Source organism: Tamlana sp. 2_MG-2023, from assembly GCF_030548465.1.
In the GTDB taxonomy this organism is placed as follows: Bacteria; Bacteroidota; Bacteroidia; order Flavobacteriales; family Flavobacteriaceae; genus Pseudotamlana.
Genome location: NZ_JAUOSF010000003.1, coordinates 109949 through 128673 on the forward strand (window position 1 = coordinate 109949; position 18725 = coordinate 128673).

An 18725-nucleotide genomic window follows, 5' to 3' on the forward strand; every position below is an offset into this window, starting at 1 on the left:
CATAAATAAAACTTCAGTTATGTCTTATCAAGAAGATTTTGTTCTTTTCTGGGAACAAGTAAAAGAAAGTGTTCAAGAAGGGCGATTTGCTAAATTAACGATGGCAAAGACCATTGGTAAGCCTGATTTGAAGAATATATTTTTGAGACCGCTTACTTCTGAAGGTGATTTTAAAGTCCTACTAAAATTTAGGTATCGATTAAAAGAAACCGAGGATGTGGAAGAAGAGCTTACTTTAGAGCAGGCTTTAAATGTTATAAAACCACATCTTAAAAAGTCTTTTTTAACCGTTTTGTTATTTACTACCACTAAAGATGTGACGTTTAAAATAAACAAAAAAGGTGTTGGAAGCATCACAGAGGGTGCGCCGACTTTTCAAGATGTGAGATTAGCTGATCGGGATATGTAAACCCTAAAATCAGTAGCTTATCAACAAGATTACTTATTTTCTTCTAAAAATGTAGTTAATGCTGAAGGTTCCGCTCTATTGCGATAATCGGCATCTAAAAAGGCATATTCAATTTCGCCATTTTGATTGATGATGTACGTCGCTGCTAAAGGCAATTCGTTTGAAGCATCACCATTATGGTTGTTCATATCAAAGGCTGCATTGTAAGCTTCTGCAACTTCATCAGTGAGTTTAAAAACGATGCCGTATTCTTTAGCGACTTTATTTCCAAGGTCACTTAAAACTTCAAATTCTAAATCGTTTTTTTCTGAAGTACTCATCGATTCGTCTGGAAGCTCTGGTGTTAAAGCAATTAATGTCGCGCCATTGGCTTTGAAGTTAGCCAATTCTCCTTGTAATTCATGAAGTGTTAGGTTACAGTATGGACACCAACCACCGCGATACCAGGTTAAAACAACCTTGCCTTCTTTTAAATAGTCGCTCAATGAAACAGGTTCGCCTAGAGCATTTTTTAAAGTGAAGTCAGGCGCCTGGTCTCCAACTTGTTTTGCGCTGCTCGTGATTCCGCTGTTTTCAACAGATTCGATGCCTTCTGCGTAAATTTTCTTTTTATAGTCGTCGGCTTTAAGCTCGAAATTGGCTTTTTTTTCGTCTAATTGGGATTTCAACGTTGGTTCTTCCATGTTTTTTTCTTCTTTTTCAGTTTCCACTTCGGTTACCGTGTTTTGCTTTTTGTCGTTTTTTCCGCCGCAAGCTATCAAGGTAGCTCCCAGAAATAATGTAGATAAGATTTTAATTTTCATAAGTCGATTTTTGTGCAATAAAGAACTTAAAAATGGGAAGGATTTGCTATAATTATTTGTTAAAATTGGAGGAAAGGGTTGTTCATAACGATTTATTTAATTCCAAATATCATTTGACGCTGTTAATATGACTGGACGGTTATCAGTTACGAGTATGGTGTGTTCGTGTTGCGTGACATATCCACCTTTGTTTCCTACTAAGGTCCAACCATCATTTAATTCCACAGCAACTGTTGAGTGGGTTGAAATAAAAGTTTCTATGGCTACTGTTGTATTTTTCTTAAATCGTGTTCGGTTACTTTTAACTCTGTAATTTAAAATATTATCAGGCGCTTCATGTAAACTTCTACCAACGCCGTGTCCAGCTAAGTTTGTAATGACTTTATAACCTGATTTTTTAGCTTCGGTTTCAATTAAATAGCCAATTTCAGAAATTTTTACTCCGCCTTTTATATTACTTATGGCCTTGCGTAAAATGTTTTTAGAAGCATTGACAAGAGGTTGGTGATTATGTATGTCTCTTCCAAGTATAAAAGACCCCCCATTATCAGACCAAAAACCATTTAGTTCTGCGGAAACGTCAATATTAATTAAATCACCTTCTTTAAGTATTTTTTTGTCGGAAGGTATGCCGTGAGCAGCTTCTTCATTTACACTGATACAAGAATAACCAGGGAACCCATAAGTTTCATACGGTGCAGACTTAGCTCCATAACGCTTTAAAATAAAACCTCCGAACTCATCAAGCTCTTTCGTTGACATACCAACTTCAGCATATTCTCGCATTAATTTTAGTGTGGTTCCAACAACTTCACTAATTTTTTGCATGCCTATTAATTCAGATTCCTGTGTTATGGACATTTTGTTTTTTTTAATTCAGTCAAAGGTAAAAGTTTATTTTTAAACTCAGTTGACTTTATTGTATCTTGGTAAAAGATTGATTTAGAGTTAAATATGTATATCTAAAATTGTTCGTTTGATAATTCCATATTGATTACTGCCCCTGCAACATTTCCAGAGGCGACAGCAAGTGCTACAGAACGCATTCTTGAGACATTGTCTCCACAGGCAAATACTCCTTCAATAGATGTTTTCTGCATCATATCTACCTCTATATAGCCTTGTTCGTTCAGTTCGCAACCTAACAATTCAGGAATATTAGAGTGTTGTTCAAAAGGAAGAGAAGCATAAGTAGCTTCAATGGATGCTTTACTATGGTCTTTAAAAATCACGTTTTTAATTTGCCCATTTTTATGTTCTATTTCTGATATTTCTTTTTCAATAATATCAATATTGTTTTTCTTTAATTTGGCTAGTTGTTCTAGATTGAATTCAGCTTTTCCTTGAGTTAAGATGCTCAGATTTGGCGTTAGGTTTTTTACTAAAGTCGCCAAGTGAAATGCAGTTTCACCATTAGCAATAATACCCGTTTTCTTATTTTTTATTTCGTAACCATGGCAATACGGACAATGGACAACGGTTATACCCCAACAATCAGAAAACCCTTTAATTGGTGGCATGATATCTTTAACTCCAGTTGCAAAAATTAACTTTTTAGCCGTAAATGCTTTACCAGAAGCTGTGGTAATTTCAAAACTATTATCTATTTTTTTTCCTTTAAGTGCTTTGTCTTCAAGAAAACTAATGGTATTGTATTTTAATACCTGTGCTTTTGCTTTTTCTGATATTTCTTTTGGTGTCGCACCGTCTTGAGTTATAAAGTTATGTGAGTGTGGTGTGTTACGGTTACAAGGTAAACCACTATCTATAATTAAAACGTTACGTAAAGAACGCCCGAGTGCCATGGCAGCTGAAAGTCCTGAATAACTTCCGCCTATAATAATTACTTCAAAATTCTTTAATGTATTCATGTTATTATATTTTTTAAAACTTGTTAGTGGTACTGGAAGGGTACATGCTAAAATAGATAAGCTTCCTTTTTTTATTAATTCCCTTCTATTCATGTGTTTAAAATTACAAACGCAACACTGTTGCAATAGTGGTTTTTGCAAATATATGAATGTTTTGTATTACCGCTACTTTGTTGCTATAATAATGTTGTCATGAGAAGAAGTCATACAGCTACCAAAAAGGCTGTGCTTTCAGTTTTACAAGCCACAAGTAAGGCTATGAGTCAAGGTTCTATTGAAAAGAAAAAAGATGTTGATATTAAGAGGGCTACCATTTATAGGGTTTTAAATTGGTTTTATGAAGATGGTATTTTGTATAGAATTGTAGGAGACAACGGAGGACAATGTTTCGCGCTTTGTTTAGATTGTGCTCGTTCTAGCTAGGGTTGAATAATACAGAACAACAGTAAGATATGGAAGCATAAAGGGCAACTATTGTACTGCAATTATTTGTTAAAATTGATACCCAATACCAAGTTGTACACCAAATTCGGTTAGCCTTTGTTGATCGTTTTCTTTTTCAAAGGGAATGACGGCGTGCATTTTGAAATTCGGATTTAAATAAATTAAAAACTTATCAAAATTGTATTTTCCGCCAAAGCCGATTCCGAAACCAAATCCGGATTGTGAATCAAAGGATTCCCCTGAATTTTGAAAATCTAAACGTGGTCCGCCGTTTAAGAAAAAATAATTTCCAATCGTATAATTAACAAACATCGGGATGGACACTATTTTTAAATGAGTATGTCTTTCACTATGTGTTCCATAGTTATTAGAGTTTATTTGAACCTTTGAACTCAAATAGTTAATACCGGTTTCAAGTGATAGCTTAGGCGTTAATTTTCTTAAGTATCGTATTCCAAATTCATATGGGTTTTCTAAGTCGTAGCTTCCAGCTCCATCTAAGTTCCCACTTGTTAAAAATTCGCGATCCATGATTCCAAAATACGTTCTGAATTCATTAGATTCTTGGCAGTTAGCGTTCGTATTAAGAAAAAGTGTGATTAATATTAAAGTTATAAATTTTACTTTCATGTGTTTAGGTAAGTATTGTTTCAGTAGAAAAACGTTTGCTATTTCAAGTTTCTTTTTTAGTGCTGATAGCTTTTCTTACTCTGTTTTATTTGTAACCTCATATTCATAAAAATCGATATCATTTTCAGGTGATTTGCTTTTTACTAACTTCATGCCGCAATGCTCAGATAATTTAATCGACGCTAAGTTTTCTTTAAACATTCGAGCGGTTAATTTTTCCAATTTTAATTTTTGAAACCCGTAATTGATCAGGGCGTTACAAATTTCAGAACCATAGCCGTTTCTCCAGAATTTATGGTCAACAATATAGCCCAACTCTAAATGTTTAAAGTTTTGAAACGAATTGAATAGACCAGCTTCTCCTATAATCGTGTCTTTATCTTTAATTTGAATAATGAAAACACCAAACCCATTGAAGTAGTTTTGATTTAATTTTTGGTATTTTTCTTTTAGTTTCGTTTCAGTCCATTTGAAATTAGAATTCGGAATAAAAACCATGTTCTGTGGATTGTTATAAATTTCAAGTAAACAATCTATATCTTCAGGTTCTATTTCTCTAATCCAAAGTCTTTTTGTTTCAATAATGATTTGCATTCAATAAGAAAATCGGTTTGTAATTATTCTGAAATATCTACTTTATTTGGCATTTTCATCTCATAAAGATCAAAATTTTCAGCCCAAAAATCCTTTTCGATTCTAATAAGTTTAAACCCTAGTTTTTCATAAAACTGAAAGGCTAACTGTGTGGTTCGAACCACGATGAATTCAATATTTTGATTTTCAAGTAGATGATTGATTCGGTATAGCGTTAATGCTTTCCCGATGCCTTTTCCATGGTAATTTGGATGAATCATATCCCATGAAATTCGTGCTGTTTTTTTAGTTGGAAAGTAGTTGATGCCTCCAGCTCCAATAATTTGAGAATGTTGTTCGTAAACAAAGTAATCTTCTACTTCATTTTTTAGATAATTTTCAAAGTCTGTTTCCTCAGAAGAGGCAAAATACTTTGGTGTATTTTGCCTTAATAATTCAATAACTTGATGCCTATCCTTATTAATGTATTTTCTAATCATTCTGTCTTGTTTCAATGATTTTTAAATACTATCAACTAATAAAAACACCTATTTAAACTTAAAAACGGTTACAGCCAAAGGGGCTAAAGTAACATCTGCAGAAAATGGTTTACCATCCCAAGCGTCTTTTTTAATGGTTATGGCTTTTTTGTTTCCTATACCACTACCACCAAAAGTTTCGGCATCACTATTAAAAATTTCTTCAAGCTTACCTTTAGTGTTGACCCCAATTTTATAGTTTTCTAAAACAGCTGGTGTCATATTACAAACCACCACGACGTTTTCTTTTTCCTTATAGCCTTTTCTAATGTATGAAATCACAGCGTTTTCATGGTCGCCATAGCTAATCCATTCAAAACCTTCATGACTAAAACCTTGCTCGTAGAGTGCTGGTGTCGTTTTATACAGTTTATTAAGCGCTTTGTAATAGTTTAGCGTGTCTTGATGAGGTTTAAATTCTAGTAAGTCCCATTCGATACTTTCTTGAAAATTCCACTCGTTATATTGTCCGAATTCACCTCCCATAAATAAAAGTTTTGTTCCTGGATGTGTGAACATGTAACCGTATAGTAGGCGTAGGTTTGCAAAACGTTGCCACTCATCGCCAGGCATGCGCCCTAAAATGGAGTTTTTACCGTAAACTACTTCATCATGAGAAAGTGGAAGCATGAAATTTTCAGTAAAAGCATAAGCTAAACTGAAGGTGATATCATTTTGATGGTATTTTCTATAAATAGGATCTTTACCAAAATACTCCAGTGTATCGTGCATCCATCCCATCATCCATTTCATACCAAACCCTAAGCCACCTACAGAGGTTGGTTTAGAAACCATTGGGAATGCTGTGGACTCTTCGGCAATGGTTTGAACATCAGGGAATGAGGCGTAAACTTCTTCATTTAATTCTTTTAAGAAACTTATAACGGCTAGATTTTCTCTACCGCCATACATGTTAGGTTCCCATTCGCCATCTTCTCTAGAATAATCTAAGAATAACATAGAGGCCACGGCATCAACACGCAGTCCGTCGGCATGGTATTGGTCTAACCAAAAAAGTGCGTTACTTATTAAGAAGGAACGGACTTCATTACGTTCATAATTGAATATTAAGCTTTTCCAATCTTGATGGTAGCCTTTTTTAGGATCTGGATGTTCATATAAATTTGATCCATCAAAAAAGCCTAAGCCATGAACGTCTTCAGGGAAATGTGAAGGCACCCAGTCTAAAATAATACCAATATCATTTTGGTGTAATTTATCTACGAGATATTTGAATTCTTCAGGATACCCAAAGCGTGATGTTGGAGCGAAATACCCTGTAATTTGATAGCCCCACGACGGATCGTATGGAAATTCCATAATAGGCATGAGCTCGACATGAGTAAAATTCATGTCTTTGACATAAGTCACCAAATCGTCTGCTAATTCATAATAGGATAAAAAGCGGTTTTCTTCTAGGTTCTTTTTCCAAGAGCCTAAATGCACTTCATAAACCGAATATGGCGCATCCAAGGCATTGTGTTTTTTACGCTTTTTTAACCAGCTTTTGTCTTTCCATTTATAGGAATCTTCCCAAACAATGGAAGCGGTTTTTGGCGGGTGCTCACAGCGTCTCGCATAAGGATCGGCTTTTTCAGTCTTTATACCGTTGTTGTTACTCTCAATTTTGTATTTGTAAGTGGTTCCTTTTCCTATAAGCGGAATAAAACCTTCCCAGATACCACTTGAATCCCAGCGCACGTTAAGTTGGTGTTCACCTTCTTTCCAGAAATTGAAGTCTCCAATAACGGAAACTTGTTTTGCTGATGGAGCCCAAACGGCAAAGTAAACTCCTTCAATACCATCGACGGTAACAATGTGTGAACCAAATTTTTCGTAAAGCCTAAAGTGTTTTCCTGCTTTGAAAAGGTTAATATCAAATTCTGTAAATAAACTGTAAACTTTTACCTGTGCCATATATTATATTACAAATCCGTGAGGGATAGTTGCTCCGTTTTTAATTACTACGATACCATCTTTAATAACATAGCTATCGGTTTCGATATTTTCTAAATGTGGTCCGCCATTAATTCTAACATCATCTCCAATGCGGCAATTTTTATCTATAATCGCATTTTTGATAAAACAACGATCGCCTATACCCATTAAAATGCTTATTTTCTTTTCATCAATTTCTTGAAGAGTTTCATAGTAATCGCTACCCATCATATAGGTTTTTATAATCGTGGATTCGGCGCCAATTCGAGAACGAATACCAATTACCGAGCGCTCTATTTTTGCAGCGCCAATAATACAACCTTCTGCAATCACAGCCTTATCCAAGGTGGTGCCTGCTACTTTGGTGGTAGGAAGCATTCTGGCGTGGGTGTAAATACGTTTAGCTTTATCGTATAAATCGAATGCAGGGATATCGTCGGTTAAACCAATATTAGCTTCAAAGAAAGAATCGATGTTTCCAATATCCGTCCAATAGCCCTCGTATTGGAAGCTTAACGTTTTATGTTTTTCAATGGATTGTGGAATGATTTCTTTACCAAAATCGATTGTAGAATCATCGTCCATCAATTTAACCAACAAATCTCTGTTGAAAATATAAATCCCCATTGAGGCTAAATAATTTCTTCCTTGAGCTTTCATTTCATCACTAACATCTGATGTCCAGTCTGGTAATAAACTAGCGTCTGGTTTTTCTATAAAAGACGTTATAATACTTTCGTCGTTTGATTTTAAAATACCAAATCCAGGAGCGTCTTTTGCGTCAACAGGAATCGTAGCAATTGAAATTTCAGCACCACTGGCTTCATGCGCTTCAATCATTTTTACATAATCCATTTGATATAATTGATCTCCCGAAAGAATTAGGGCATATTCAAAATCATGTCTTAAAAAATGATGCATGCTTTGTCTTACGGCATCGGCAGTACCTTGGAACCATCCTTTATGCCCTGGGGTTTGTTCTGCAGCCAATACATCTACAAAAGCACTACTAAAAAAACTAAAGTGGTAAGTGTCTTTAATATGACGGTTTAAGGATGCCGAATTAAACTGTGTTAATACAAACATGCGTTTTATATCTGCATTGATACAGTTAGAAATTGGAATATCTACCAATCTATACTTTCCAGCAATTGGCACCGCGGGTTTCGATCTTTCTTCAGTTAATGGGTGTAACCTAGAACCTTGTCCGCCTCCTAAGATTATGGATAAAACCTTGTTGTTAATCATATTTAATTAGTTTTTAATGGAATTATATAAGTTTATATAGTCGTTAGCTGAAACATCCCAAGAGTGGTCTATTTCCATAATTTGTTTTTGAATGGCTTTGTATTTGGGTTGACTTTTGTAAAGGGCAACACCTCGGTTAATAGCTTCGGTAATTTCTGTAACATTTACGTTTTGGTGGCAAATACCAAAGCCATTTTCTTTTTCTATATCAATAACGGTATCTTTTAAACCGCCAATGCTCCTTACAACTGGAATCGTACCATAGCGTAAGGCGTACATTTGATTTAAACCACATGGTTCGACTCTAGAAGGCATGAGTAAAAAATCGGCGCCGGCATAAACAATATGCGAAAGTTGCTCGTCGTAACCAATATGCGCATTAAATTTTCCTTCAAAAAGTGGTTTTAAAGCTTCTAATTGTGCTTCGGTATCTGGGTTCCCTGAACCTAATAAAAGTATGGAAATGTCGTTTTCTTCCAGGGCTTGTTTAAAAACTTCAGGGAATATATCTGATCCTTTCTCGTACACTAAACGACCTATAAAGGCGAAAAGTGGTTTTTTAGGATCTAGATTAAAGGTTTCACATAAATGTTTTTTATTGGCTTTGGCTCCAGAACTTACATTTTTAATGTTGTAATTTTTAACTAGGTAATGGTCAGTTTCTGGATTCCATACGGCATTGTCGATACCGTTTAAAATTCCCGTGCATTTTTCATGTTCTGTACTTAATAAATGCTCTAAACCATTAGCAGCTTGTTTAAGCTCTTCCATGTAACTTGGTGAAACGGTGGTTACGCTCCAAGCACATTTTATAGCTGCAGCTAGGGGGTTTATATGACCTCCCCAATCTAATAGACCAACATGATCAAAATTAAAGGGCGGAATTAAACCCACTTTGTCGTGCGAAAACCAGCCTTGGTATTGGGCGTTATGTATAGTGAAAATGTTTGGTATTTTTCTAAAAGGCTCATATTTAAAGCTTTCTTGAAGCATAAAAGGAATGAGCCCCGTATGATGATCGTGGCAATGAATAATATCTGGATAAGTTTCCCAAGTAAGGAGCCAATCTAAAGTGGCCATTTGGAAGGCTAAAAAGCGCTCAGTATCGGATGATGAATAGACATAGTCCTTAAATAGTAAATCTGGAATGTCTATAAAAAACACATCAAAATCTAATGGTTTTTCATCTAAAACTAAAATCCGGAAAGGGTACGTTTTGTCTCCTAAAATAACACTTGAATGCTGTACAGGAACAAATGAGTTTGCTTTTGTAAAGGCATTGTCGTAAAACGGCATGATAACCTGAGACGTAATGTTATGGCTATTTTGGTACTTAGGCAAGGCGCCTACTACATCTGCGAGGCCTCCAACTTTGGCTATAGGATAACATTCTGCACTAATATGAATAATGTTCATTTATGAATAATTATCATTAATACTTAGGTTCGTTTATAAAACTACGAAAATATCATGTATTTATTCGCGCTAATTTAGGTTTAGTGTTAAAAATTACATTATTAGAACTATTACATTATTCTAATGTTAAAATGTAGTAAATAACAGATTCTTTTTGTTGTATTTTATTTATTTGTTTTTAAGATCTTAATATGATCCCTTTTAAGTGTTTTTATATAGTCTCACAAAAGTTTAACGTAAAATTATTCCTATTTGTTAAAATTATCAACTTACGTATTAATGTGAATTTTCTTTCAATATTCTCGTAATATATTCGAATACATTAATCAAAAAACGTATAATTATGAGAAAATTTATGTTGGTTGGTACAGTAATTTCATCAGTTTCTGTATTAGCTTGCTCGTCTGATGAAGGCGAAACACAACGGGAAGATTGCACTTCCTGTGAATCCTATGAGTTTCAAGGCAGAACTTTTCCAGCTGTAGATGTTTGCAAGGGAAAAAATAGCAGCTCTGTTGTTGGGGAGTGGATTTACTTATTGATTATGATGCTTATGTAGATTCTTTAGAAAAAGTAACGCGCTGCAATTAGGCTTGTTGCTTTTCACAGAGTATTATTTCAAAAAAAACCATCTATCAAATTAGTTTTATACTAATACCATCTCTCATTTAAAATAACCGTAATAAAATGCGCCTTTTTACTTTCTATTTCAACATAAAAAGAAACCGTAGCTACGGCTATGCTTTATTTTTCTGTTTCCTATAAAACAAAAATTCATCATTTTATTTTACAGTAATTTTAAACAAGAAATGGTATAGAAATGATAGATGGTTTTGAGTTTTATTGCTTTTCTAAGGTTTTCGTGAACCTTGGTGTTATCCGTGATAGGCAGCGTTATGGGCTAAAGCGTTTCCACAAGATTTACAAGTCCCTGCGGTGCCAGAGCCTCCCATGCATCCTTTTGTACACGTGTAGTGCCAAACGCCAGCAGCATTTTGACTAGGCTCAGCTGTAGGTGGGGCAGCGAAAGGCGAAGAAGATTGTACGTTATTAGCGTTGGCGTGATAGGCTTGGTTGTGAATTAAAGTCATACCACAAGTTTTACAGTTTTCAGCTGTTCCAGAGCCTCCTGGGCAACCTTTCATACAAATGTAGTGCCATGTACCGCTGGTATTTTGAGCAGGCTCAGCAGTTGCTGTTCTTGTTGTTGTAACTGGTTTAACAGTATTTTGTTTAGGCGCTTTGGTTTCTTCTTTGCAAGATGTAAAGGTGATCGCTAGACCAAAAAGAAGTGTGCTTAAAATTTTAATAGATTTCATAGTAGGGCTTTTTTTTAAAATTGAAATATACAAAAAAGACCATCCTTTTCAGAATGGCCTTTTACTTGTTTTGATTTTATGAGTTTTACGAAATTTAATCATTAAGCTTCAAAACCGCCATAAACGCTTGTTGTGGAATTTCTACATTACCTACTTGGCGCATACGTTTTTTACCTTTTTTCTGCTTTTCAAGAAGTTTACGCTTACGAGAAATATCACCACCGTAACATTTTGCCGTAACGTCTTTACGTAAGGCCTTTATCGTTTCACGAGAAACAATTTTAGCACCAATAGCAGCTTGAATTGGAATATCAAATTGCTGACGCGGAATTAACTCTCTTAATTTCTCACACATTTTACGTCCGATGTTTTGAGCGTTATCAGCATGAATTAAAGCAGAAAGCGCATCAACAGGTTGTGCATTTAATAAAATGTCTAAACGCACTAATTTAGATGTTTTCATCCCAATTGGCGAATAATCAAAAGAGGCATAACCTTTAGAAACTGTTTTTAGTCTATCGTAAAAATCGAATACAATTTCGGCAAGCGGCATTTCAAAAATAAGCTCAACACGTTCTGGTGTTAAATAGGTTTGATTGATAACGATACCACGTTTTTCAATACAAAGCGACATCACGTTACCAACAAAATCGGCTTTTGTGATTATAGTGGCTTTAATATATGGTTCTTCAACACGGTTTACGGTAGAAGGATCTGGTAAATCGGATGGGTTGTTTACGATAAACGCTTCATCAGGATTTTTGTTTGTAAAGGCGTGGTAAGATACATTGGGAACCGTTGTGATTACCGTCATATCAAACTCACGTTCTAAACGTTCTTGAATAATTTCCATATGAAGCATCCCTAAGAATCCGCAACGGAAACCAAAACCTAAAGCGGCTGAACTTTCTGGAGCAAAAACTAACGAAGCATCATTTAACTGTAGTTTTTCCATAGAATTACGAAGCTCTTCGTAATCTTCAGTATCAACAGGGTAAATACCAGCGAAAACCATTGGTTTTACATCTTCAAAACCTTCAACAATATTAGTTGTTGGATTCGCGAAATCGGTAATGGTATCACCAACTTTAACTTCCTTGGCGGTTTTTATGCCTGTAATAAGGTAACCTACATCGCCTGCTTTGACACTTTTTTTAGCCACTTGAGTCAGTTTTAATGTACCAACTTCATCAGCATAATATTCTTTATCGGTTGCAACGAATTTAATTTTTTGTCCTTTTTTAATTTCACCATTAAAAACTCTAAAATACGTTTCAATACCTCTAAATGTATTGTAAACAGAATCGAAAATTAAAGCTTGTAAAGGCGCTTCAGGATCTCCTTTAGGCGCAGGAATACGTTTTATAATGGCTTCTAAGATGTTATCAACTCCAAAACCTGTTTTTCCACTGGCGTGAATCACTTCCTCTGGGTCGCAACCTAATAAATCGACGATATCGTCGGTAACTTCTTCTGGATTGGCACTAGGTAGATCTACTTTGTTTAAAACAGGGATGATTTCTAAATCATTCTCTAAAGCTAAATATAGATTAGAAATGGTTTGTGCTTGTATACTTTGTGCCGCATCAACAATTAATAAGGCACCTTCACAAGCAGCGATAGAACGAGAAACTTCATAAGAAAAATCAACGTGACCAGGCGTATCAATAAGGTTTAAAACGTATTTTTCACCTTCATATTCATAATCCATTTGGATGGCGTGCGACTTAATGGTAATACCACGTTCGCGCTCTAAATCCATGCTATCTAGCAATTGGTCTTGCTTTTCTCTAGCGGTTACCGAGCCTGTGTGATCTAATAAACGGTCTGCTAATGTGCTTTTACCGTGATCTATATGTGCAATAATGCAAAAGTTTCTAATGTTCTTCATAAAAGGAATCTATTACCTAGATTTAATTTGCAAATATAGGCGTTTTATCCGTTTATATCTATTGTTTTTAACAGCTTAGTAACGCGGTGATTTTGTTGGGGTTTTATAAGGAGGGCTGAAGGTAGGGGGATTTTATAATATTCACTAAATAATTTCAATACGCCTAAAAACTTCGTGTTTAACTAAAAAGCTGTAATTTTGCCGACAATTATTATATTTTGGTAAAAATAGACAATATAGAACTTCCAGATTTTCCATTGCTTTTAGCGCCCATGGAAGATGTCAGCGACCCGCCATTTCGTGCTTTGTGTAAAGAACAAGGTGCCGATGTGGTGTACACAGAATTTGTATCGAGTGAAGGTTTAATTCGTAATGCCGCAAAAAGTGTTATGAAACTAGATATTTACGAAAAGGAACGCCCTGTAGGCATTCAAATATTCGGCGCTAATTTGGATAGTATGTTACAAACCATTGATATTGTAGCGGAATCTAAACCGGATATTATCGATATTAATTTTGGTTGTCCCGTAAAGAAAGTTGTAAGTAAAGGTGCTGGAGCAGGTATTTTAAAAGATGTGTGCTTGATGGAACAACTTACTGCCGAAATGGTAAAACGTACCAATATTCCTATTACCGTAAAAACCCGTTTGGGATGGGACCATGAGTCTATTCGTATTCTTGAGGTTGCCGAACGCTTGCAAGATGTAGGTTGTAAAGCGATTGCTATTCACGGACGCACACGTGCGCAAATGTATAAAGGTGAAGCCGATTGGAAACCGATTATGGATGTGAAAAACAATCCGCGTATGCACATTCCTGTTTTTGGTAATGGCGATGTGGATACTCCTGAAAAAGCCATGCTTATGCGTGACGAATTTGGTTTAGATGGCTGTATGATTGGTCGTGCCAGTATTGGAAATCCTTGGTTTTTCAAACAGGTGAAGCACTTTTTTGAAACCGGAGAACATTTAGCGCCAATTTCATTAGAAGAACGTGTAGAAGCCGCTCGCCGTCATTTACAAATGTCTATTGATTGGAAAGGCGAGATACTTGGTGTTTTTGAAACCCGACGCCACTATACCAATTACTTTAAAGGGATCCCGCATTTTAAAGAATACCGTATGAAAATGGTAACTTCAGACCATGCCGAAGATGTTTTTGCAGCTTTCGATGAGGTTTTAGATAAATTTGCCGGTTATCAGTTTACGGAGTGAAATTTAGCCTGATTTACACATTTTTCATTTTGAGTTGCCGAGGTCAATAGTTATATCCGAAAAGCATAAAATTATTTTTGTTTTGAAAATGAGTTTGTTAATTAAATACTGTTGTCAGTTCGAGCGCAGTCGAGAATGTTTCGATGTTAAAGGGTACCAATCTCGACTGCGCTCGATTTGACATGCTGATTAAAATTCAATTTTAGAATACGAAACTAACTTCCTACTTTATTACTTTTTATCGAATATGTTAATTTCTTTAAAATTTCAAACGTTTTCGTGAAAAAACAGATTTTTTAGCACTCTTTAATTAGTTACATTTGTATGTAAAATATTTAAAAGATAAAAAATAGAGCTATGAAAACCTTAAATGATTTTGATTTCAAAGATAAAAAAGCCTTAATAAGAGTAGATTTTAATGTGCCTTTAAATGAAAAGTTTGAAGTGACCGATGCGACTCGAATTGTGTCTGCAAAACCTACTATAATCAAGATTTTAGAAGATGGCGGAAGCTGTATTTTAATGTCTCACTTAGGGCGTCCAAAAGGATTTCAAGATGAGTTTTCTTTAAAGCATATCGCAGATAAAGTTTCAGAAGTTTTAGGTGTGGAAGTAGAATTTGTTGCCGATTGTATTGGTGAAAAGGCTGAAGCTGCTGCTGCAAGTTTAGAGCCAGGAAAAGTTTTATTACTAGAAAATTTACGTTTTTATTCAGAAGAAACAGCTGGTGATGTCGCTTTCGCGGAAAAATTATCGAAACTAGGTGATATCTATGTGAATGATGCTTTTGGTACAGCACATAGAGCGCATGCTTCAACAACTATTGTAGCTCAGTTTTTTGAAGGTAAAAAATGTTTCGGAAACTTATTAGCTCAAGAAATTGAAAGCATTCAAAAAGTAATGGAAACGGGTGAAAAACCAGTTTTAGCCATTCTTGGTGGTGCAAAAGTATCTTCTAAAATAACCATTATAGAAAATATTCTTGATAAAGTAGATCACCTTATTATTGGTGGTGGTATGGCCTTTACATTTGTGAAAGCGCAAGGCGGAAAAATAGGTGACTCTATTTGTGAAGATGATAAAATGCCTTTGGCATTAGAGATTTTAAAGCAGGCAAAAGCTAAAAATGTACAGATTCATATCCCTGTTGATACGATTGCTGCCGATGCTTTTAGTAACGATGCCAATAAGCAAACTGTAGATATTACTGCGATTCCTGATGGTTGGGAAGGTGTGGATGCCGGACCAAAATCTATCGCTGCTTTTGATAAAGTGGTTAATGCATGTAAAACAATTCTTTGGAATGGACCATTAGGTGTATTCGAAATGGAATCGTTTGCAAACGGAACAATTGAATTAGGGAATTCTATTGCTGAAGCTACTAAAAACGGCGCTTTCTCTCTTGTAGGAGGTGGAGATTCGGTTGCGGCTGTGAAGCAATTCGGATTTGAAAATAAAGTAAGTTATGTAAGTACTGGTGGTGGTGCCATGCTTGAAAGTTTAGAGGGTAAAACCTTACCAGGTATAGCTGCCATATTGGAATAATCGCGCTTAAGTTTTTAGTTTAGCGTAAAATACACGAATTTTGCCATAATATCGTTCAATAACTATTGATATAGATTTTATGGCAATTCGTTTTTTTATACTTTTCGTAGTACTCAATATAAGCACTGGCTTCTCTCAAGTGCAAGATTCAACTTCTCTTAAAAAGAATTCTAGTAAAGACTCATTAAGAGTTGAGAACACACCAATTAAAGATACTTTATTAGATGTCAGCCAAACGGCTGCAAAAACTATTGCTGTTGATAGTTTTTCAATAAACAACTTAAAAGACCACGTATTAGTAGAGAAGTTTGATAAAAAGTGGCATGATGAATTGTATAGGAGTCATGACCTTTATGATACCATTTCTAAAAGTGTCGCTGAACTTGATTACGAACCTGTTATATATGCAGAACTACCTACCGATACACTAAAAGCGCGTTTAAAGGAACTTAATGCAAGAACACCTTTTAATGTAGAATACAATCCGGCACTAGAAAGCGTTATAAAATCCTATTTAAAGAATAGGCCAAAAACCTTGCAAAGGCTTATTAATTTGAGTGCGTTTTACTTTCCTATGTTTGAAACGGAACTCGATAAGCATAACATTCCGCTAGAAATAAAATACTTAGCGGTGGTTGAATCAGCCTTAAAACCAAGGGCTAAATCAAGAGTAGGCGCAACAGGCCTATGGCAGTTTATGTATACTACAGGTAAAAGTTATGGTTTACATGTAACTAGTTATGTTGATGAGCGTAGTGACCCCATTATGTCTACCGAAGCAGCAGCAAAATACTTATCAAGATTATATGATATTTTTGATGATTGGGACCTAGCCTTGGCAGCGTATAATTCAGGGCCAGGAAATGTAAATAAAGCGATTAGGCGTTCTGGAGGTTATAAAAACTACTGGAATATCCGTCATAATTTACCGCGTGAAACCGCAGGATATTTACCAGCCTTTTTAGCTAACATGTATATTTTTGAATATGCTGAGGAACATGGTTTTACAAAACCAAATCCTGAAATTGCTTATTTCCAAACCGATACGGTTAAAGTGAAGCACATGATTACGCTCGATCATGTTTCAAAAGTTACAGGAACGCCCATTGAGGAATTACAGTTTTTAAATCCGTCTTATAAATTGGATATTATCCCGTATGTGAAAAACGAGGATTATGTGTTGCGATTACCAATTGAGGCTGTAGGTAAATTTGTGAATAACGAAGTTGAGGTTTATCATTACGCAAAAACGGAATTAAATAAGCGTGAAAAACCTTTGCCGCAGTATTCTAAGACAAGCAATAAAGTTACTTATCGTGTAAAATCTGGCGATTACCTCGGTAAGATTGCTAGAAAATATAGTGTTCGAATAAGTGATATAAAACGTTGGAATAGTTTAAGAAGTAATAATATTGATATTGGTCAGCGTATTACTATTTACCCCAAACACCCGCAAGGGGCAACTTCTGCAAGCTCAAGTAACACGAGTATAAAAGAAATTTCGGGGGAGGCATTGGTGTATACGGTAAAAGATGGTGATTCACTTTGGAGTATCTCTCAAAAATTTTCTGGAGTTTCTGTTCAAAATATTATAGATTGGAACGGTATTAGTGGGAATAAATTAAAACCAGGAATGAAATTAAAAATTTCCAAAGGATAACACCATTTTAACCCTATAATATCGCATATAATTTGTTTCTTTTTCGTCCATATTTCAATATAAAATAAAACCGTAGCTACTGCTATGATTGAATTTTCTATTTTATCTGAACAAAAAATAATTCAAATTAAAAATACGACATTATACAATTAAATGGGTATAATTTAAACACAAGACTTGTATTATGAGAAACATGATTTGCTCTGCCATCGTTTTATTGCTGCTTATTTCTTGCGGGGAAACGAAAAAAAAATCTAATGAAGATTTTCTTCCAGATGCTTCTGGAGCCATTAATAATGTATCGGTAGTTACCGAAAATGATCTTTGGGAGGGTCGTGTAGGTGATGCCATCCGTACGGTGTTAACAAAACCTATTTACGGCTTGCCTCAAGACGAACCTATGTTTAGTATTAGTCAGATTCCATCATCAGTTTTTTCTGGGTTTGTAACAAAGAACAGAACAGTTTTAATCATAAATCCTAAAAATGCTAAAGGTTTTAATATTGCCACAAATGTTTACGCGAAGCCACAAAAAGTGATTACGGTTTCTGGAAAAACTAAAGAAGAGATTATTGAAGTGCTTTCAGAAAACGAATCGAAAATTATAGAGATCTTTAGAGGTGAAGAGTTAGCGGAGCGTCAACGTCAAATGATGAAATCGCCACATACTTTTAAATCTATTCAGGAAAAGTTAGGGTTAACAATGCAATTTGCATCCATTTATAGAAAAGCCACTGAGACTGAAGATTTTTTCTGGTTTAGAAAAGACATCACTACAGGGACTAATAATTTAATGCTTTATGAATTGCCTTTAAACGCTATAAAGAGAAATGATAGTTTAGTGAGCCAAATTATTAAGATAAGAGATTCCGTGGGGAAAACTTATATTGAAGGCCCAGTAGAAGGTTCTTATATGGTTACTGAAGATGCTTATGCGCCGTATATAACAGAAACAATTATAGATAATAAACCAGCCATCGAAACTAGAGGTATTTGGGATGTTAAAAATGCCTTTATGGCCGGTCCATTTATAAATTATGCGATTGAAGACAAAGCTAATAACCGTTGGGTGGTTATAGAAGGGTTTTCATTCGCACCTTCGGTTGAAAAAAGAAATTATATGTTAGAATTGGAATCTATTATAAAATCCGTTAAAATCGATTTATCAATCTAAATGTAAAGACACAAAAAAGACCAGCAAATCCTATTTGCTGGTCTTTTTTGT

The 18725-nt window shown here is 35.2% G+C and carries 18 protein-coding genes; 7 read left to right on the top strand and 11 right to left on the bottom strand.

The window, feature by feature from the left end:
- The first annotated feature begins 19 nt into the window (after positions 1–19).
- A complete protein-coding gene (locus tag Q4566_RS05830) occupies positions 20–409 on the top strand; it encodes a hypothetical protein (RefSeq protein ID WP_303419536.1) in 390 nt (129 codons plus the stop codon).
- 29 nt (positions 410–438) lie between these two features.
- On the opposite strand, the gene Q4566_RS05835 is transcribed toward Q4566_RS05830, so the two are convergent.
- The 3 genes from Q4566_RS05835 to Q4566_RS05845 all read right to left on the bottom strand — a co-directional run bounded on the left by Q4566_RS05835 (position 439) and on the right by Q4566_RS05845 (position 3083).
- Positions 439–1212 (bottom strand): peroxiredoxin-like family protein, encoded by a 774-nt coding sequence (locus tag Q4566_RS05835; protein WP_303419540.1) that lies wholly within the window; start codon positions 1210–1212, stop codon positions 439–441.
- A gap of 96 nt (positions 1213–1308) precedes the next feature.
- Positions 1309–2073, bottom strand: a complete 765-nt coding sequence (map, locus tag Q4566_RS05840) for a type I methionyl aminopeptidase (RefSeq protein WP_303419543.1) — start codon at positions 2071–2073, stop codon at positions 1309–1311.
- A 101-nt stretch (positions 2074–2174) separates the two neighbouring features.
- Entirely contained in the window at positions 2175–3083 is a 909-nt protein-coding gene (locus tag Q4566_RS05845) for an NAD(P)/FAD-dependent oxidoreductase (RefSeq protein ID WP_303419545.1), read from the bottom strand.
- Positions 3084–3275: 192 nt separating this feature from the next.
- On the opposite strand from Q4566_RS05845, the gene Q4566_RS05850 reads away from it, so the two are divergent.
- On the top strand, positions 3276–3506 hold the full coding sequence (locus Q4566_RS05850; protein ID WP_303419548.1) for a transcriptional repressor: 231 nt from the start codon (positions 3276–3278) through the stop codon (positions 3504–3506).
- Between the two features lie 69 nt (positions 3507–3575).
- On the opposite strand, the gene Q4566_RS05855 is transcribed toward Q4566_RS05850, so the two are convergent.
- From Q4566_RS05855 to Q4566_RS05880, 6 genes are all read right to left on the bottom strand, one after another.
- Entirely contained in the window at positions 3576–4157 is a 582-nt protein-coding gene (locus tag Q4566_RS05855) for an outer membrane beta-barrel protein (RefSeq protein ID WP_303419551.1), read from the bottom strand.
- 75 nt (positions 4158–4232) lie between these two features.
- Positions 4233–4751, bottom strand: coding sequence for a GNAT family N-acetyltransferase (locus Q4566_RS05860; protein WP_303419554.1), 519 nt, complete (start codon positions 4749–4751; stop codon positions 4233–4235).
- Between the two features lie 23 nt (positions 4752–4774).
- A complete protein-coding gene (locus Q4566_RS05865; protein WP_303419557.1) occupies positions 4775–5230 on the bottom strand; it encodes a GNAT family N-acetyltransferase in 456 nt (151 codons plus the stop codon).
- A 48-nt stretch (positions 5231–5278) separates the two neighbouring features.
- A complete protein-coding gene (gene glgB / locus Q4566_RS05870) occupies positions 5279–7186 on the bottom strand; it encodes a 1,4-alpha-glucan branching protein GlgB (RefSeq protein ID WP_303419560.1) in 1908 nt (635 codons plus the stop codon).
- 3 nt (positions 7187–7189) lie between these two features.
- Positions 7190–8455, bottom strand: a complete 1266-nt coding sequence (locus Q4566_RS05875) for a glucose-1-phosphate adenylyltransferase (protein WP_303419563.1) — start codon at positions 8453–8455, stop codon at positions 7190–7192.
- A gap of 6 nt (positions 8456–8461) precedes the next feature.
- On the bottom strand, positions 8462–9871 hold the full coding sequence (locus Q4566_RS05880) for a glycogen synthase (protein WP_303419566.1): 1410 nt from the start codon (positions 9869–9871) through the stop codon (positions 8462–8464).
- A 343-nt stretch (positions 9872–10214) separates the two neighbouring features.
- Between Q4566_RS05880 and Q4566_RS05885 the strand changes: the two genes are divergently transcribed.
- Complete coding sequence (locus Q4566_RS05885; protein ID WP_303419569.1) at positions 10215–10430, top strand: hypothetical protein; 216 nt, start codon at positions 10215–10217, stop codon at positions 10428–10430.
- A gap of 316 nt (positions 10431–10746) precedes the next feature.
- Here the strand turns inward: Q4566_RS05885 and Q4566_RS05890 are convergent, their stop codons facing one another.
- Together Q4566_RS05890 and lepA are read right to left on the bottom strand one after the other, a co-directional pair.
- Positions 10747–11190 (bottom strand): hypothetical protein, encoded by a 444-nt coding sequence (locus Q4566_RS05890; protein ID WP_303419572.1) that lies wholly within the window; start codon positions 11188–11190, stop codon positions 10747–10749.
- A gap of 94 nt (positions 11191–11284) precedes the next feature.
- Positions 11285–13081: a translation elongation factor 4 gene (lepA, locus tag Q4566_RS05895; protein WP_303419574.1), complete on the bottom strand. Its 1797-nt coding sequence runs from the start codon at positions 13079–13081 to the stop codon at positions 11285–11287.
- Positions 13082–13299: 218 nt separating this feature from the next.
- Between lepA and dusB the strand changes: the two genes are divergently transcribed.
- The 4 genes from dusB to Q4566_RS05915 all read left to right on the top strand — a co-directional run bounded on the left by dusB (position 13300) and on the right by Q4566_RS05915 (position 18674).
- Positions 13300–14295 carry a tRNA dihydrouridine synthase DusB gene (gene dusB, locus Q4566_RS05900; protein ID WP_303419576.1) on the top strand — a complete coding sequence of 332 codons (996 nt, stop codon included), beginning with the start codon at positions 13300–13302 and terminating at the stop codon, positions 14293–14295.
- Positions 14296–14652: 357 nt separating this feature from the next.
- Positions 14653–15840, top strand: a complete 1188-nt coding sequence (locus tag Q4566_RS05905) for a phosphoglycerate kinase (RefSeq protein WP_303419579.1) — start codon at positions 14653–14655, stop codon at positions 15838–15840.
- Between the two features lie 79 nt (positions 15841–15919).
- Positions 15920–17500: a lytic transglycosylase domain-containing protein gene (locus Q4566_RS05910; RefSeq protein WP_303419582.1), complete on the top strand. Its 1581-nt coding sequence runs from the start codon at positions 15920–15922 to the stop codon at positions 17498–17500.
- 184 nt (positions 17501–17684) lie between these two features.
- A complete protein-coding gene (locus Q4566_RS05915) occupies positions 17685–18674 on the top strand; it encodes a DUF4837 family protein (RefSeq protein WP_303419585.1) in 990 nt (329 codons plus the stop codon).
- Positions 18675–18725: the final 51 nt, after the last annotated feature.

Bases quoted from the DNA above. Each gene is read 5' to 3' on its own strand.
- Q4566_RS05860 (WP_303419554.1), bottom strand. From the start codon at position 4,751: ATGCAAATCATTATTGAAACAAAAAGACTTTGGATTAGAGAAATAGAA.
- lepA (WP_303419574.1), bottom strand. From the start codon at position 13,081: ATGAAGAACATTAGAAACTTTTGCATTATTGCACATATAGATCACGGT.
- Q4566_RS05905 (WP_303419579.1), top strand. From the start codon at position 14,653: ATGAAAACCTTAAATGATTTTGATTTCAAAGATAAAAAAGCCTTAATA.
- Q4566_RS05885 (WP_303419569.1), top strand. From the start codon at position 10,215: ATGAGAAAATTTATGTTGGTTGGTACAGTAATTTCATCAGTTTCTGTA.
- Q4566_RS05850 (WP_303419548.1), top strand. From the start codon at position 3,276: ATGAGAAGAAGTCATACAGCTACCAAAAAGGCTGTGCTTTCAGTTTTA.
- Q4566_RS05855 (WP_303419551.1), bottom strand. From the start codon at position 4,157: ATGAAAGTAAAATTTATAACTTTAATATTAATCACACTTTTTCTTAAT.
- Q4566_RS05890 (WP_303419572.1), bottom strand. From the start codon at position 11,190: ATGAAATCTATTAAAATTTTAAGCACACTTCTTTTTGGTCTAGCGATC.
- Q4566_RS05865 (WP_303419557.1), bottom strand. From the start codon at position 5,230: ATGATTAGAAAATACATTAATAAGGATAGGCATCAAGTTATTGAATTA.
- Q4566_RS05835 (WP_303419540.1), bottom strand. From the start codon at position 1,212: ATGAAAATTAAAATCTTATCTACATTATTTCTGGGAGCTACCTTGATA.
- Q4566_RS05830 (WP_303419536.1), top strand. From the start codon at position 20: ATGTCTTATCAAGAAGATTTTGTTCTTTTCTGGGAACAAGTAAAAGAA.
- Q4566_RS05880 (WP_303419566.1), bottom strand. From the start codon at position 9,871: ATGAACATTATTCATATTAGTGCAGAATGTTATCCTATAGCCAAAGTT.
- Q4566_RS05910 (WP_303419582.1), top strand. From the start codon at position 15,920: ATGGCAATTCGTTTTTTTATACTTTTCGTAGTACTCAATATAAGCACT.
- Q4566_RS05915 (WP_303419585.1), top strand. From the start codon at position 17,685: ATGAGAAACATGATTTGCTCTGCCATCGTTTTATTGCTGCTTATTTCT.
- glgB (WP_303419560.1), bottom strand. From the start codon at position 7,186: ATGGCACAGGTAAAAGTTTACAGTTTATTTACAGAATTTGATATTAAC.
- Q4566_RS05875 (WP_303419563.1), bottom strand. From the start codon at position 8,455: ATGATTAACAACAAGGTTTTATCCATAATCTTAGGAGGCGGACAAGGT.
- map (WP_303419543.1), bottom strand. From the start codon at position 2,073: ATGTCCATAACACAGGAATCTGAATTAATAGGCATGCAAAAAATTAGT.
- Q4566_RS05845 (WP_303419545.1), bottom strand. From the start codon at position 3,083: ATGAATACATTAAAGAATTTTGAAGTAATTATTATAGGCGGAAGTTAT.